Source organism: Georgenia halophila, from assembly GCF_039541595.1.
In genome coordinates this window covers 701,374-715,889 of the sequence record NZ_BAABGN010000002.1, presented here as the reverse complement: position 1 = coordinate 715,889, position 14,516 = coordinate 701,374, and the positions used below count along the sequence as shown (strand labels likewise).

Annotated in this window: 15 protein-coding genes; 3 read left to right on the top strand and 12 right to left on the bottom strand. The window is 70.4% G+C overall.

The annotated features are described in order from the left end of the window. Nucleotides 1–166 precede the first annotated feature (166 nt). From ABD907_RS04790 to ABD907_RS04780, 3 genes are all read left to right on the top strand, one after another. A complete protein-coding gene (locus ABD907_RS04790; RefSeq protein ID WP_345215321.1) occupies nucleotides 167–532 on the top strand; it encodes a WhiB family transcriptional regulator in 366 nt (121 codons plus the stop codon). A gap of 176 nt (nucleotides 533–708) precedes the next feature. Continuing rightward, on the top strand, nucleotides 709–1,227 hold the full coding sequence (locus ABD907_RS04785) for an EXLDI protein (protein ID WP_345215320.1): 519 nt from the start codon (nucleotides 709–711) through the stop codon (nucleotides 1,225–1,227). Nucleotides 1,228–1,280: 53 nt separating this feature from the next. Continuing rightward, nucleotides 1,281–4,484 carry an AfsR/SARP family transcriptional regulator gene (locus ABD907_RS04780; RefSeq protein ID WP_486334056.1) on the top strand — a complete coding sequence of 1,068 codons (3,204 nt, stop codon included), beginning with the start codon at nucleotides 1,281–1,283 and terminating at the stop codon, nucleotides 4,482–4,484. On the opposite strand, the gene ABD907_RS04775 is transcribed toward ABD907_RS04780, so the two are convergent. From ABD907_RS04775 to ABD907_RS04720, 12 genes are all read right to left on the bottom strand, one after another. Continuing rightward, a complete protein-coding gene (locus ABD907_RS04775; protein WP_345215318.1) occupies nucleotides 4,463–5,107 on the bottom strand; it encodes an ABC-2 transporter permease in 645 nt (214 codons plus the stop codon). The two genes, ABD907_RS04780 and ABD907_RS04775, sit on opposite strands and share 22 nt — an antisense overlap. Next, nucleotides 5,104–5,955, bottom strand: a complete 852-nt coding sequence (locus ABD907_RS04770) for an ABC transporter ATP-binding protein (protein WP_345215317.1) — start codon at nucleotides 5,953–5,955, stop codon at nucleotides 5,104–5,106. The genes ABD907_RS04775 and ABD907_RS04770 overlap by 4 nt, the downstream gene beginning before the upstream one ends. Continuing rightward, nucleotides 5,948–6,316, bottom strand: a complete 369-nt coding sequence (locus ABD907_RS04765) for a GntR family transcriptional regulator (RefSeq protein ID WP_345215442.1) — start codon at nucleotides 6,314–6,316, stop codon at nucleotides 5,948–5,950. Before ABD907_RS04765 ends, ABD907_RS04770 begins: the two co-directional genes overlap by 8 nt. A 102-nt stretch (nucleotides 6,317–6,418) precedes the next feature. Beyond that, nucleotides 6,419–7,180, bottom strand: a complete 762-nt coding sequence (locus ABD907_RS04760) for an ABC transporter permease (protein ID WP_345215316.1) — start codon at nucleotides 7,178–7,180, stop codon at nucleotides 6,419–6,421. A gap of 9 nt (nucleotides 7,181–7,189) precedes the next feature. Then, nucleotides 7,190–8,002 (bottom strand): ABC transporter ATP-binding protein, encoded by an 813-nt coding sequence (locus ABD907_RS04755; RefSeq protein ID WP_345215315.1) that lies wholly within the window; start codon nucleotides 8,000–8,002, stop codon nucleotides 7,190–7,192. A gap of 35 nt (nucleotides 8,003–8,037) precedes the next feature. After that, nucleotides 8,038–8,238 (bottom strand): hypothetical protein, encoded by a 201-nt coding sequence (locus tag ABD907_RS04750; RefSeq protein ID WP_345215314.1) that lies wholly within the window; start codon nucleotides 8,236–8,238, stop codon nucleotides 8,038–8,040. An 86-nt stretch (nucleotides 8,239–8,324) separates the two neighbouring features. Beyond that, the gene (gene ald / locus ABD907_RS04745) at nucleotides 8,325–9,437 is read right to left on the bottom strand and encodes an alanine dehydrogenase (RefSeq protein ID WP_345215313.1); all 1,113 of its coding nucleotides are present in this window, start codon (nucleotides 9,435–9,437) and stop codon (nucleotides 8,325–8,327) included. A 96-nt stretch (nucleotides 9,438–9,533) separates the two neighbouring features. Further along, nucleotides 9,534–11,195, bottom strand: coding sequence for an ABC-F family ATP-binding cassette domain-containing protein (locus ABD907_RS04740; RefSeq protein WP_345215312.1), 1,662 nt, complete (start codon nucleotides 11,193–11,195; stop codon nucleotides 9,534–9,536). A gap of 41 nt (nucleotides 11,196–11,236) precedes the next feature. Continuing rightward, nucleotides 11,237–11,806, bottom strand: a complete 570-nt coding sequence (locus tag ABD907_RS04735) for a dihydrofolate reductase family protein (protein WP_345215311.1) — start codon at nucleotides 11,804–11,806, stop codon at nucleotides 11,237–11,239. Between the two features lie 41 nt (nucleotides 11,807–11,847). Continuing rightward, nucleotides 11,848–12,660 (bottom strand): alpha/beta fold hydrolase, encoded by an 813-nt coding sequence (locus ABD907_RS04730; protein ID WP_345215310.1) that lies wholly within the window; start codon nucleotides 12,658–12,660, stop codon nucleotides 11,848–11,850. Nucleotides 12,661–12,721: 61 nt separating this feature from the next. Beyond that, a complete protein-coding gene (locus tag ABD907_RS04725; RefSeq protein ID WP_345215309.1) occupies nucleotides 12,722–13,270 on the bottom strand; it encodes a helix-turn-helix domain-containing protein in 549 nt (182 codons plus the stop codon). 267 nt (nucleotides 13,271–13,537) lie between these two features. Next, nucleotides 13,538–14,311, bottom strand: coding sequence for a MerR family transcriptional regulator (locus ABD907_RS04720; protein ID WP_345215308.1), 774 nt, complete (start codon nucleotides 14,309–14,311; stop codon nucleotides 13,538–13,540). Between the last annotated feature and the right edge of the window lie 205 nt (nucleotides 14,312–14,516).

Here is a 14,516-nt window from a genome sequence, read left to right as displayed (position 1 = left end):
CCCGTCCCACGCTCCGATCGGTGCATGAGCGATTCAATGGTCACAGTCAGGACACAACGCGAGTCCTTCATCGCTTAAGCACTTCTGGCGCGGGCCCCGGGAGGGCTAGCGTCACGGCACTCGCGCATCTGCGCGGGGGCAATGCATGTGTGATCAGGAGACGTACATGACCGGGGACAAAGGGTGGGCATCGGGGGCTGCCTGCGTCGAGAGGGAGCCAGAGAAGTTCTTCGTCCGGGGGGCCGCGCAGCGCGCGGTGCGGGAGATGTGCTTCAGATGTCCGGTGCGGATGCAGTGCCTCTCCGAGGCGCTCGACTCGCGCATCGAGTTCGGCGTCTGGGGCGGGATGACGGAGCGGGAGCGGCGCGCGCTGCTGAAGAACCATCCGGAGGTGACGGACTGGGCGGCGTGGCTCGCCGAGCCGGGCAACGAGATCGAGTTGCCCGCCCGGCGAGCGCCTCGCAAGGCCATCGAGGCGCTCGCGGCTGCGACAGCGCGTGCGGAGAACGGACGCTCGGAGGCCGTCGCCTGAGCCCGTCCTGAAGGGCTAGAAGGGACCAATCGAGCGGCGTCGCCGATATGCCGCGTGCGGCGCCCATCGGCGCGCAGACCAGCCCCGGCGAAGGGGTTCAGCCCTCGCCGGGGTCTCTTCGCGCCTGGGCATAGGTATAGGTATACGTATACGCGTCAAGTGGCTACGATGGTGTCGTGCCGAACAAGACGATCTACGTCTCCGACGCAGACTTGCCCGTCTTCGATCGCGCGCAGAAGCTCGCTGGCGGCAATCTGTCAGGCGCCATCTCCAAGGCCTTGCGCCGGCTCGTCGAGGTCGAGGAGGGCCGCCTCGAGGGCTTCGACGAGATCACCGTCCGAATCGGCGCCGGCCAGGGCCGGCTGCAGCGCTTCCAAGGTGTGCAACTTGTCGAGTGGGCCCGGTCCACCGCCAACCGTGTGGAGGAGTTCCGCGTGTACCGCACGCGTACGGGCCGGTTCGCAGTGCACACGAGACGCTCCCAGGACTTCGTGCACACCGCGGGCCAGGACGGTCAGCTCACCGGCTGGCGCAAGCACGTCTCGTCCGAGCAGCAGTGGGGCACGGTCGCCCCGTCGGCGACCCTCGAGGTCCACGAGAGCCTCGAGGAGCTGAGGGCGTCCGTGCCCGCCGAGCTCTACCAGCTCGTCGAGGCGAATGCCGACGAGCCCGAGGTGGAGGACCTCGACATCTGACGTCTCCGGGACGCCCCGGAACTAGTACCAGGAGCACCATGGTCACCCCTGACCTGCAGATCCGGATCCTTGGCCCGCTCGAGGTACATACGGGCGACGGCGTGCGGCCGGACGTACCGGGTGCCCGGCTGCGCGCACTCTTGGTCGCCCTGGCGCTCGAACCAGGCCGCGTCGTCTCGAGGGCGACGCTCATCGACTGGGTCTGGGGCGAGCATCCGCCCGCCGACGCCTCGAATGCCCTGCAACGCCTGGCCTCGCGACTGCGCAAGCTCCTGCCCGTCGGGGTGGTAGAGAGCCGGGCGGGCGGCTACCGCCTGCGGGTGGAGCCCGACGCCGTCGACGCCCGGCGCTTCGAGCACCTCGTCGGCCGGGCCCGCGACGCGGAGGGCTCGGGGCGCGTGCGGCTGCTGCGCGAGGCCCTCGCCCTGTGGCGTGGTGCGGCCCTGCAGGGCGTGGGCCTGGAGGACAGCGCAGCGTTCGACGCGGTGGTGACTCGCCTCGAGCGGCTGCGCCTGACGGCGATGGAGGACCGGTTCGAGGCGGAGATCCGGCAGGGCGGCGCTGCGGAGCAGGTTCCGGAGCTGGCCGACCTGGTGGCCGAGCACCCGGTACGGGAGCGGCTGGTCGCGGCGCTGATGCGCGCCCTGGTCGCCTCCGGACGCGACAGCGAGGCGCTGGTCGTGTACGAGCGCACGAGAGAAGCGCTGGTCGACGCGCTGGGCGTCGATCCTTCGCCGGAGCTGTCGGCGCTGCACGTCTCGATCCTGCGGGGCGAGCTGAGGCCATCACGCGAGGAGGACCGGAAGACGAACGTGCGCGCCGAGCTCAGCAGCTTCGTCGGCAAGGACGCCGATGTCGACGCCGTTCGGGAGCTCATCACGAAGCATCGGCTGACCACCCTGACCGGGCCGGGCGGCTCGGGAAAGACCAGGATGGCCACGGAGACCGCGCGCACCATGGTCGGCGACCTGCCGGACGGCGCCTGGCTGGTGGACCTCGCGCCCGTCGCCGCCGACGGAGACGTCGCGCAGGCGGCGCTCGCCGGGTTCGGGCTGCGGGACGCACTGCTCGGCGAGACACCGAACGACCCGGTGGACGGGCTCATCGCCGCGATCCGCGAGCGGGAGGTGCTGCTGATCCTGGACAACTGCGAGCACGTGATCGACGCGGCGGCGACGCTCGCCCATCGCGCGCTCGGGGAGTGCCGACGCCTCCGGATCCTGGCGACGAGCAGGGAGCCGCTCGGCATCACCGGCGAGGCGCTGTGGCCGATCGAGCCGCTGGGCCTGCCGGCGGAGGGCGCCGGGCCCGGCGAGATCGCCTCCTCCTCGGCCGTCCGCCTGTTGCGGGACCGTGCCGGCGCGGTACGCAAGGACCTCGGTGCCGACGAGGACACCTTGTCGACGATGGCGCGGGTCTGCCGGGCGCTGGACGGGATGCCGCTGGCGATCGAGCTCGCCGCAGCCAGGCTGCGGACGATGTCCATCGACCAGCTCGCCAATCGGCTCGACGACCGGTTCCGCCTGCTGACCAGCGGGAGCCGCACCGCACTGCCGCGGCACAAGACGCTGCGCGCGATGGTCGACTGGAGCTGGGAGCTGCTCAGCGACGCCGAGCGGACCGTCCTGCGTAGGCTCTCGGTGTTCTCTGGCGGGGCCGGTCTGCAGGCGGCCGAGAGCGTCTGCGCCGGCGACGCCGTCGAGCCGGATCAGGTGCTCGAGCTCCTCACCTCGCTGGCCGAGAAGTCGCTCCTTGTCAGCGAGGGTGATGGCACACCGCGCTACCGGATGCTCGGCACGATCAAGGAATACGCCCGGGACCGGCTCGCCGACGCGGGGGAGTCGGACCTGGCTCGCCAGGCGCACCTCGCCTACTTCACCGACCTCGCCGAGACGGCGGAGCCGCACCTGCGTCGCGCCGAGCAGCTCGAGTGGCTCGGCACGCTCGACGCCGACCACGACAACCTCGGCGCCGCGTTGCGCGGGGCGATCTCGGCCGATGACGCGCAGGCGGCGATGCGGCTCGCGGCCGCGGCCGGCTGGTACTGGTGGCTCGCCGGGCGGCGGACCGAAGGCCTCGAGCTGCTGGTGGCGGCAGCCGACCTCCCGGGCGAGGTGGCCGACGACATCCGGGCCACGACGTACGGGCTGGTGGTGCTCTATGTGACCTCCGGGCAGGGCGACGAGCATGTGGGCGCGGAGTGGATCCACAAGGCCTATCGGTTCAGCCGGCTCAGCATGCACGACCATCCGCTGCTGGAGTTCGCGATCCCGCTGGAACGCCTCCTGCGGGCACCGGAGGAGGCCGTGACCGCGTTCGAGTCGCTGCTGGACAGCGTCGACCCCTGGGTAGGCGCCATGGGTCGGTGGCAGGCCGGCAAGATGCGGACCATGCTGGGCCGGGGTGGTCCGGAGGTGGAGGTCCAGCTGGAGGTGGCGCTCACGGAGTTCCGTGCGCTCGGGGAGCGGTTCGGAACGTACCTGGTCCTGTCCGAGCTGGCGGGACGGCGTGCCGCGCGGGGCGAGCTCGCAGGTGCCTGCGAGTACTACGAACAAGCGATCACGGTCCTCACCGAGCTCGGTGCCGTCGAAGACGTCATCGAGGCGCGCACCCAGCAGGCCCCGCTGTACTGGCTCGCCGGCGATCGCGCCGCCAGCACCGCCGCCATCGCCGACGCCGAGCGCAGGGCCGAAGGCGTCACCTGGCCGTATGCACTGATCGCCCTGGCGCTCGCCAAGGCGCGGCTCGCGCGCCTGGGCGGTGACGTCAGAGAGGCCCGCCGGCAGCTCGGGCTCGCGACCACGCTCCTGGGCGACATCGCGGAGCGACCCCACGTCCGCGCCCAGATTCACGACCTGCTCGGCTATCTGGCCGGCGATGTTCGGGAGTCCCGTACCCATCGTGTGGCCGCCTGGCAGGCGGCGTCCGAGGCAGGAGCCCCACCCGTGATCGCCCAGATGCTCGTCGGGGTCGCGGACCTGGCCGGTCGCCACGACCAGCACGAGCAGGCGGCCCGCCTGCTCGCGGCCAGCGTCGACGTGCGCGGGCTGCCCGACCTCTCCCACCCGGATGCTGCCAGGATCGAGCGGGACGCGCGGCGTCACCTCGGCGACCAACGGTTCGCCGAAGTGACGCGGGACGGCGCAGGGACGCACTGGTCCGAGCTGGTCGAGGACGCGTTCGAAGGGTTCCAGGTGGCGGAGCCCGCTCGCGACGATGGCGTTCCCCACGTGTGTCAGAGCTCGCGGGTGCGATAGAACCGCGTCGAGACTCCGACGGCGACGAGTACGCCGAGCACCGCGACGGCCAGGCCCGCACCGATCACCAGGGCGGCGGGGACGTCGGACAGTGCGTTCAGCAGCGGCGTGTGAAGGCCCGTCGCCTGTAGGAGCCAGGCGGCGCCGAACATGACGATGGTCGGCGCGTAGACCACCATCAGGCGACCTCGCGAGTAGCCGACACGGAAGAGTATGGGCAGCTGGAGCGACATGGCGATCCCGACGACGCCGGCGGCGCAGGCGTGTGCGATCAGCACCAGTTCGACGGTGATCTGGTCGCCGCGAACGCTCGCCATCGTGATCGTGACAGCGGTGGCCAGTACTGCCGCGGCCGCGTAGTACGCCAGCAGTGACAGCGCCCGACCGGCCACCACCGCCCCCCGTGAGATCGGCAGGACGCCATAAAGGGTGTCCATGCGGCCGTGTTCGTCAGCCAGGAACGGGGCCGACATCTGGAGAGAGGCCACCAGGGCTGCCGCGACGATCGCCAGGCCCGGGACAGGCAGCAGGACACCGGCCACCGCGATGAAGGCAAGGGTCAGAAGAGTCTGGCGTCGGGGGAACCAGACCATGAGGTCGAACCGTGCGAAGGTGGCGGTCATGCTGGAACTCCCGGTGTGTCGGCGGCCAGGTGGACGATCACGTCGTCGATGCTCGCGTCGTCGATCACGACGTCCGGCCCGAAGCCGGCGGAGTCCTGCACCCGGATCAGGGCTGACCACTGGTTCTCGGTGCCTCGTAGCCCCAGGACGGGGCCGGTGGGCGGAGCGCCCGATCCGCGCACCATGGCGAACTCTTCCGTCACCGCGAACAGGCTGCCTTGGTAGGCGATGGCGCCGTCGACGAGGATGACGAGAACGTCGGCCAGGCCGGCGAGGTCCGTGGTCACGTGCGTCGAGAACAGCACGGCGTGGTCAGGATCGATCATGAACTCCCGGATGAGATCGCCGATCTCCCGCCGCGATGCCGGGTCGAGGCCGCTGGAGGGCTCGTCCAGGATCAGCAGGTCGGGGCGCTGTGCCAGAGCGGTGGCAAGGGAGAGCTTGATCCCTTCGCCTCGGGAGAGCTCGGCGACGCGTCGGCTGATCGGCACCGAGAGCCGGGCCAGCAGTTCCTCGAAAAATCGCTCGTCGAAGCCCGGATAGAACGGACGTAGGCGGCGGCTGATGCTGTGCACCGACCATTCGGGCGCAGCTGTGGGCTCATCCAGCACGATCCCGGTGCGGGCCAGGGCCTCGGTGGACCCGGCCGGACGGTCGAAGACCTCGATGCGCCCGGCATCGGGCGCGAGAAGGCCCAGCAGCGCGCGGATGGTGGTGGTCTTGCCTGCTCCGTTCGGGCCCACGAGCCCGAGGACGGTGCCGCGCGGAAGAGTGAGGGAGAGGTCGTTGATCGCGAACCCCGGTCGTCGGACCGTGAGGCCGTGAACCCGCGCCGCATGGTCAGTCATCTCTGCTCCAGATCTCGTCGAGGCGGTGGTGGATTTTGTTCTTGGGGAGTCGAGCCTGGCGAGCGACAGCGATCAGCTCGTCCAGGACCTCGTCGACACGCGCTTCGAGCGCCGCAGCAGCGACGAGAGGATCGACCGCCAGCACGACGAACCCGCGGCCGTGCTCACCGTGAACGAGGCCTTCGGCGGCAAGGTCGTTGTAGGCCCGAGTGACCGTAATCGTGCTCACGCGCAGTTCGGCGGCCAAATGTCGCAGCGAAGGAAGCTTTTGGCCGGCGGGCGTCTCACCGGACAGGATCGAGGCACGCGCCTGCGCCTTGATCTGCTCGTAGATCGGTGTGCTCGAGCTGGTCGAGACCACGATCCGCAACGGCACTCCTAACTGTGTCTGTGTCTAAGTACAGTATTACAGTGTCCGGACGACTACAAGAGTCCGTTGACGCGAGGCCTTTTCCTCCGGCCGCTAGGAGATCTTGCGGCGGTAGGTGGCGGTGGCGATGGCGTAGGCGACCACGAGGATGCCGACGCACCAGGCGAGCGCGATCCAGATGTCGTTCCCCACGGGCTGCTGGGCGAGCAGGTCGCGGATGGCGTTGACGATCGAGGTGACCGGCTGGTGCTCGGCGAAGGCGCGGACGGGGCCGGGCATGGTGTCGGTGGGGACGAACGCCGAGCTGATGAACGGCAGGAAGACGAGCGGGTAGGAGAACCCGCTCGCCCCGTCCACGGTCTTGGCGGTGAGGCCCGGGATCACGGCGATCCACGTCAGCGCGAGGGTGAGCAGGAGCAGGATCGCGACGACGGCGAGCCAGGCCAGCACTCCGGCACCGGAGCGGAAGCCCATGAGCAGGGCGACGAGCACGACGACGACGAGCGAGATCATGTTGGCGACCAGCGAGGTCAGCACGTGCGCCCAGAGGACGGACGAGCGTGCGATGGGCATCGACTGGAACCGTTCGAAGATGCCGGCCTGCATGTCCAGGAAGAGGCGGTACGCGGTGTAGGCGATGCCCGAGGCGATCGTGATGATCAGGATGCCGGGCAGCAGGTAGTTCACGTAGTTGTCGGTGCCGGTGCTGATCGCGCCCCCGAAGACGTAGACGAACAGGAGCATGAGGGCGATCGGCGTGACCGCGGTGGTGATGATGGTGTCCGGGCTGCGCGAGATGTGGCGCAGGGACCGTCCTAGCAGGACGGTGTTGTCGCTGATGTAGTGCTTGCTCATCGGTGTTCCTTACTGGTGTGTGCCGACGCTGCGGTCGTTGCCGGTGTCGCCGTCCTTGCGGTCGCCGACGAGGGAGAGGAAGACGTCCTCGAGGGTGGGCTGCTTCTCGACGTACTCGACCTCGGCGGGCGGGAGCAGCTGCTTGAGCTCGGCGAGCGTGCCGCTGACGAGGATCTGGCCCTCGTGGAGGATCGCGATCCGGTCGGCGAGCTGTTCGGCCTCGTCCAGGTACTGCGTGGTGAGCAGCACGGTCGTGCCGGAGTGGGCGAGTGCCTTGACGCCCTGCCACACGTCGATACGTGCCTGGGGGTCGAGCCCGGTGGTCGGCTCGTCGAGGAAGATGATCGGGGGGTCGCCGATGAGGCTCATCGCGATGTCCAGGCGGCGGCGCATGCCACCCGAGTAGGTCGAGACCTTCCGTCTTCCGGCGTCGGTCAGCGAGAAGCGGGCGAGCAGGTCGTCCGCGATCGTGCCTGGGCCCTCGAGGTGTCGAAGCTTGGCGACCAGGACGAGGTTCTCCCGCCCGGTGAGGATCTCGTCGACGGCGGCGAACTGTCCGGTGAGGCTGAAGGACTCCCGCACGTCCGCGGCCTGGGTGGCGACGTCGAATCCGTTGACGTTGGCGGTGCCGGCGTCGGCCTTGAGCAGCGTGGCCAGGACCTTCACGACGGTGGTCTTGCCCGCTCCGTTCGAGCCGAGGAGTGCGAAGATGCTGCCGCGCGTGACGTCGAGGTCGAGGCCGCGCAGCACCTTGAGCTCCTTGTACGACTTCTCCAGGCCCTGCACGTGGATCGCAGGCGTCTGGTCCTGAATGAGGGTCATCTCGGTGTCCGTTTCTCTCGATCGTGGCTTGATGGTCATGAGCGGTGGATGGTGATGGCGCCGCAGGAGGTCGTGCCGCGCACCTCGACGCACTCGCTCGCCGTCCCGGGACGGGCGGCGGTGCCCTCGGCGACGCCGGGCTCGAGCGTGACGGAGGTCGGTCCGGGTGCGTCGTAGGTCGACTGGATCTTCCGGACGTCGTGGGTAGGGGCTGGTGCCATCGCTGAGGTGGTCATGCGGTCAGCATCGGCGCCCGTCCTGTCACGTCTCCGACGCAGCCCTGACACGGCCGCTGACACGGCCCCGTGGGTCCTCGGGCGGGCTAGAGGACCTCGTTCAGCGGCGTCGCCGCCATGCCGTGGGCGGCGGCCACCGGCTCGCACACCAGCTGCCCCGCGTGGGTGTTCAGCCCGCGGGCGAAAGGTCGGTCCGCACGCATGGCCTCCTGCCAGCCCCGCTCTGCCAGCTCGACGGTGTAGGGCAGCGTGACGTTCGTCAGCGCGTATGTGGCGGTGTGCGGCACGGCGCCCGGCATGTTCGCGACGCAGTAGAACATCGTCTCGTGCACGCGGTACGTGGGCTCGGTGTGGGTCGTGGGACGGGTGTCCTCGAAGCAGCCACCCTGGTCCACGGCGACGTCGACGACGACGCTGCCGGGCTTCATCCGTGACACCTGCTCGTTGCTGACCAGGCGTGGCGTCCGGGCGCCGTGCACGAGGACCGAGGCGATGACGAGGTCCGCGTCGGCGATCGCCTGCTCGACCTCGAACGCGTTCGAGGCGACGGTCCGGCAGTGTCCCTGGTAGATCTCGTCGGCGCGTCGCAGCTTGGCGATGTCCCGGTCGAGGACCAGCACCTCGGCCTGCATGCCGACGGCGATCGCGGCGGCGTTCATCCCGGCGACGCCGGCACCGATGACGACGACCTTGGCGGCGTGCACGCCCGGCACGCCACCCATCAGCACACCGCGTCCGCCCTGCACGCTCATCAGGGTGTGCGCACCGACCTGCGGTGCGAGCCGGCCGGCGACCTCACTCATCGGTGCCAGCAGCGGCAACGACCCGTCCGCCAGCTCGACCGTCTCGTACGCGACCGCCGTGACCCGGCGGCGGAGCAGCTCTTCGGTGAGACCGCGGTCCGCCGCGAGGTGGAGGTAGGTGAAGAGCAGCTGACCTTCACGCATGCGGGCGTACTCCGACGGGATCGGCTCCTTCACCTTGAGGACGAGGTCGCCTGCCGCCCAGGTCTCGTCCGGCCCGGGAAAGATGGTCGCCCCCGCCGAGACGTACTCGGCGTCCGTGATGGCGGATCCTTTCCCGGCGCCGCTCTCGACACAGACCTCGTGCCCGTGGCGGCTCAGCTCGTGCACCCCAGCCGGCGTGATCGCCACCCGGAACTCGTTGTCCTTGACTTCTCTGGGAACCGCGATCCGCATGCGACACCGCCTCCGTGTCAGTGTGGGCCGCCGTGCGGCCCCTGCTGCTTCGGCAGTCTAGGGCCGCCCCGGCGGGACGAGTCCGTGGGCGCCTGGTCAGACGATGGTCTCGTCAAGGCGGCCGAAGTCCATCTCCCAGCGGCGGGTCGCTCGCACGTTCGCGAGCATGCGGCGGTCGTGCGTGACCAGCAGGACCGTTCCAGGGAACGACTCGATGGCCTGCTCCAGCTGGGTGATGGCCGGCAGGTCGAGGTGGTTCGTCGGCTCGTCGAGGACCAGCAGGTTCGTCCCGCGCGCCTGCAGCAGCGCCAGTCCGGCGCGAGTGCGTTCGCCCGGGGAGAGTGATGCGGCCGGCCGAAGGGCGTGCTCGCCGCCGATCCCGAACTTGGCCAGCAGCGTGCGCACCTGTGCGTCCGGCCAGTCGGGCAGCAGCGTCCCGAAGGTGGCCGCCACGGGCTGCCGACCGCGGAACGCCTCGCGGGCCTGGTCGACCTCCCCGACGGCGACGCCGGCACCCAGCGAGGCCCGCCCGTCACCGGGCTCGAGCCGTCCCAGCAGCAGCGCCAGGAGGGTCGACTTGCCGGACCCGTTCGCACCCGTGACGACGACCCGGTCGCCATAGTCGACCTGCGCCGTCACCGGACCGAGCGTGAAGCTGCCGCGCCGCACGACGGCGGAGTCCAGCACCGCCACGACTGTCCCGCTGCGTGGGGCGGCCGCGATGGACATGCGCAGCTCCCACTCCTTGCGGGGCTCCTCGACCTCCTCGAGCCGTTCGATGGCCCGCGCGGACTGGCTGACCTTGGCCGCCTGCTTCTCGCTGCGGGCGACCTTGGCGTGCACGATGTGCTTGTCGCCGTCGGAGGCATTCTTGCGGGCGTTGCGCACGCCCTTGTCGACCCAGGTCTTCTGGGTCTGAATGCGTTCCTTGAGGCCGCCGAGCTTGTCGGCGTACTCCTCGTAGGCCTCTCGTGCCCGCGTGCGGGCGATCTCGCGCTCGGTCAGGTACGCCTCGTACCCGCCGTCGTAGACGCGGACCTGCTGCTGCGCGAGGTCCAGCTCGACGACGCCGGTGACGCTGCGGGCGAGGAACTCGCGGTCGTGGCTGATCACGACGAGGGGTGAGCGGGACCCGGCGACGAACCGCTCGAGACGGTCCAGGCCGGCCAGGTCGAGATCGTTCGTCGGCTCGTCGAGCAGCAGCACGTCGTAGCGGGACAGCAGCAGGGAGGCCAGGGCCGCACGGGCGGCCTCGCCGCCGGACAGGGTGGTCGTCACTGAGTCGAGCGTGATGCCACCCTCGAACCCGACCTCGGCGAGTGCCGCGGCCGCACGGTCCTCCAGGTCCGCGGCGCCCAGAGCGAGCCACCGCTCCAGGGCGACGCCATAGGCGTCGGCCGCTGCGGCGTCGTCGGGTCGTTCGGACATCGCCTGGGCGGCGGCGTCCATCTCCTCCGTCGCCGCCGTCACGCCGGTCCGACGGCGGAGCAGGCCGAGCACTGTCTCGCCCGCCCGCCGTTCGGGCTCCTGGGCCAGGTAGCCGACGCTCGCGTGGGGCGGCGCAAGGGTGGTGCGGCCCTCGATCTCGGCGGTCGACGGCAGGTCGGCGAGCGCCGTGAGCAGCGTGGACTTGCCCGCGCCGTTCGCGCCGACCAGACCCCAGACGTCGCCCGGTGCGATGGTGAACGTGAGGTCGGAGAAGAGTCGGCGGGCTCCGCGGGACGCGCCCAGGCCGGTCACGTGCAGGGTGGCGGGCATGCCCCCGACCCTACGGAGGGCCGCTGGTGGCAACCACCGGATTATCGGCGGTCGGCTCGCCGGAACGTCGTGATCGGGATGCCCTCGCCGACGGTTGTCACATCGGCGAGCCGCCACGTCGTCTTTTCGGTGGTCTCGCCGAACAGGCGCCGCCCGGTGCCCAGGACGACGGGGAAGGTCATCAGACGGATCTCGTCGACGAGGTCGTGCTCGATCAGCTCCTGGACCAGGCGGATGCTGCCGGGGATCTGGAGCTCGCCGTCGATCTCGTCCTTGAGTCGGGTCACGTTCCGGACGACGTCGCCCGAGACCACGTGGGTGTTGTTCCACGCGGGCTCGGTGAGGGTGGCGGACACGACGTACTTGGGCATGCTGTTGTACTTGTCGGCCAACGGGCCCTCGTACGACGGCCAGGCGCCGGCGAAGGACTCGTAGGTCCGGCGACCGATCAGCAGCGCCGCGGCACCGAGGGCCTCGTCCGTCTTGAGCGCGTCGCCGTCCTCGCCGCGGTCGAACGCGAAGCTCCAGCTCTTGTGCTTGAAGTCCTCACCGCCTGGTGCCTCGACCACGCCGTCCAGCGAGATGAACTCGGTCACCGCGATCGTTCCCATGTCTGTACCTCCGGTGTGCTGGTGCTCGGGTGGATGGCCGCTCAGCTGGTGGCGGCGAACTGTCGGATGGCGTCCGCGAGGACGTCCGGCGGGGCGCTGTGGTTCTCGCCGGGCACGGGACGGAGCGTCGCCGTCGGCAGGAGATGGGCGAGCGCCTGGGTGCCGGCCACGATGGACGGGAAGGTGCCGGTGCCGTGCATGACGAGAGTGGGAACGGTCAGCGCGGCCCAGCGGGCATCCGGAAGCGGGGCGCCGGACATGGTGGTGCCCATGATCCGGCCGTCGTAGGCGATGGTGGGGGCGATCGCCTCGAGACCCGGCCACATCGGGTCCTGCCGCATCCCTTCGACGGCCTCGCCGGGCATGCCGGCGGCCGCGGTCATGAACAGCGCCACGGCGTCACCGGGTCGGTCCTGCGCGACGGCGGTCTCGAGCTGCTCGACGTAGTCGGTCGGCAGCGGCGGGCGGCTGTCGTCGACGACGAACGGTGGCTCGAACGCCAGAAGGTGGCTGATGGGCAGGCCGGCCGCGCCGGCGTCGAGACTGAGCACCGCTCCGGAGGACCAGCCGAACACCATGGACTCGCCACCGGCCTCGTCGATCAGGGCTGACAGGTCCTCGATCTCCCGCTCGACCGCGTAGGGAGCTGTGTCCGTGCTCTCGCCGCGGCCGCGGCGGTCGTAGCAGTACACCCGGAACTCGTCCGCCAGCAGGTCGGCGGTCTCGGCGTTCCACGGGGCGCTGGCACGGTATGCCGTGGCGCCGTCGACGAAGATGAGAGGGCGTCCTTCGCCGCGGACGTCGAACGCGATGGTGGTGCCGTCCTTCGAGGTGACGGTCCCGGAGGTGGTCATCGATGGTCCCCTTTGCTCGGCCTGCGTGGCGTACTGCGTCGATGAGGACAGTAGGGACCGTTCAGTCGTCGATCTTGTACAGAAGCGACAGCGGCTCCGCCGGCCCCGGCCGCTGCAGCTCGGTGGCGGTCCGCCCGATGAACCGTGCGAGCGAGCGCGAGAGGTGCGACTGGTCGTAGTAGCCCAGGCGGTGGACGGTCTCCAGCGGCGCGAGTCCGTCGCCGAGCAGGATGGCGGCGTGCCGGGCGCGCTCGATCTGGCGGACGGCTCCCTGGGTCAGGCCCGTCGCCGCGACGACGCGCCGCTGCACCGAGCGCGTACCCAGCCGGGACTTCTCGCCGGCGAGCACGTCCGTGACGAGGGGGTCGCGGACAACCAGGCCGGCCCGCACGAGCCGGTCCACGAACACCTCGGCGTTCTCGAAGTCCGGGAGCGGCCACTCCCCGCCGCCCAGCACGAAGGTTCGCGCCGTGACGTGCGGGCTCTCGATCTGGGTGTCGACGAGCCGGCGGGCCGGCAGGTGGGGGATCGACGCGCCGTGCGCGAGGACGATCCCGAACGAGGCAGATTCGGCCGAGACCTCGGCGACGCTCGCGGCCGTCTCCGGCACGCCGGACGGCGACGTGCAGCCGCCCGGCGTCCTCCCAGACAACCAGCTCGCAGGTCGAGACGGCGACCGAGTTCATCCGCTCGACACCGCTGACGTGCCCGCGCCAGACCCGGGCGACGTACGGCGAGTCCGAGGGGCGGGTCTCAGCCTCGATCACCATGGCATCCTCCCGGTGCGGACGCGTCGGCCTCCCGGAGGCTGGGTAGCACGCGCGGCGTCGCGGACATGCCCCGAGATTAGGGAGGCATGCCCGCGACAACCAGCGGATTAGGCCGGCAGGTGGCGATCCGCGTAGACGTGCAGCGCGTCCCGCACGAACGTCGCGCCCTCCTCGCCGCCGTAGTTGGCGGCGAAGCGGGGGTCGGCGACGTACATGTCGGCCAGTCCGAGGATGTACTCCCTGACCGGCTCGTCGTCGTACCCGGGCGTGCCCGGGATGCCACGCAGCCACTCGACGTGGCGCCTCGCGAGGGCCTGGCCCTCGTCACCCGCCGGGTCGGCGCCGCGTGCGGCGGCCGCGACCCAGTCCGCACCGAGGTCCTTCGCGCGCTGCTGCCACGACGCGCGCTGGTCCTCGCTCAGGCCGCGCCACCAGCTGTCGCCGGCGGCGTAGGCGTCGGCGCCCCAGCGGCGGGTGACCTCGTCCTTGTACTGCGTGTGGTCGAAGCCGTCGAACATCTCCTGTGCCATGAGGTGTTCACCTCCTTCCCTTCTCTCGATGGTTCGTTGCACCGACGCGATCTGGCGCTCCACCCGGTCACGTTCCTGCCGCAGCAGGGCGAGGTGGGTGCGCAGGGCCTCGGTGGTGTCCCGCTCGCCGTCGAGCACCGCGGCGATCGTCGGCAGGGCGAGGCCGAGCTCGCGCAGCAGCAGGATGCGCTGCAGGCGCACGAGAGTGTCCTCGTCGTAGTGCCGCAGGCCGCCGTGCCCGGTGCGGGACGGCGTGAGCAGGCCGATCTGGTCGTAGTGGCGCAGGGTCCGGCTCGTGGTACCCGTCGCCTTGGTGATCTCGTGGATCGACCACTCGGTCGACACGGTCATGTCGGCTCCCTCCGCTTGTGCCGGCCAGATGAGGACAGCCTGCCGGTTGACGTTGCGTCAACCGCAACCCCTAACGCCGAACAAGTTCTGATGTCTCGTCCGGGATGCCGGACGGGACCTACGGGCTTGTTCGCCGGCTTGTTCGCGGAAGTGTTCGGCGGGCTTGTTCGGCGGGCTGGGTGACGCGGTCCCGGGTGGCGTCCAC

Coding starts and splice junctions, on each gene's coding strand:
- ABD907_RS04790 (WP_345215321.1), top strand. CDS start 167: ATGACCGGGGACAAAGGGTGGGCATCGGGGGCTGCCTGCGTCGAGAGG.
- ABD907_RS04775 (WP_345215318.1), bottom strand. CDS start 5,107: ATGACCGCCACCTTCGCACGGTTCGACCTCATGGTCTGGTTCCCCCGA.
- ABD907_RS04770 (WP_345215317.1), bottom strand. CDS start 5,955: ATGACTGACCATGCGGCGCGGGTTCACGGCCTCACGGTCCGACGACCG.
- ABD907_RS04760 (WP_345215316.1), bottom strand. CDS start 7,180: ATGAGCAAGCACTACATCAGCGACAACACCGTCCTGCTAGGACGGTCC.
- ABD907_RS04755 (WP_345215315.1), bottom strand. CDS start 8,002: ATGACCCTCATTCAGGACCAGACGCCTGCGATCCACGTGCAGGGCCTG.
- ABD907_RS04750 (WP_345215314.1), bottom strand. CDS start 8,238: ATGACCACCTCAGCGATGGCACCAGCCCCTACCCACGACGTCCGGAAG.
- ald (WP_345215313.1), bottom strand. CDS start 9,437: ATGCGGATCGCGGTTCCCAGAGAAGTCAAGGACAACGAGTTCCGGGTG.
- ABD907_RS04740 (WP_345215312.1), bottom strand. CDS start 11,195: ATGCCCGCCACCCTGCACGTGACCGGCCTGGGCGCGTCCCGCGGAGCC.
- ABD907_RS04735 (WP_345215311.1), bottom strand. CDS start 11,806: ATGGGAACGATCGCGGTGACCGAGTTCATCTCGCTGGACGGCGTGGTC.
- ABD907_RS04730 (WP_345215310.1), bottom strand. CDS start 12,660: ATGACCACCTCCGGGACCGTCACCTCGAAGGACGGCACCACCATCGCG.
- ABD907_RS04720 (WP_345215308.1), bottom strand. CDS start 14,311: ATGACCGTGTCGACCGAGTGGTCGATCCACGAGATCACCAAGGCGACG.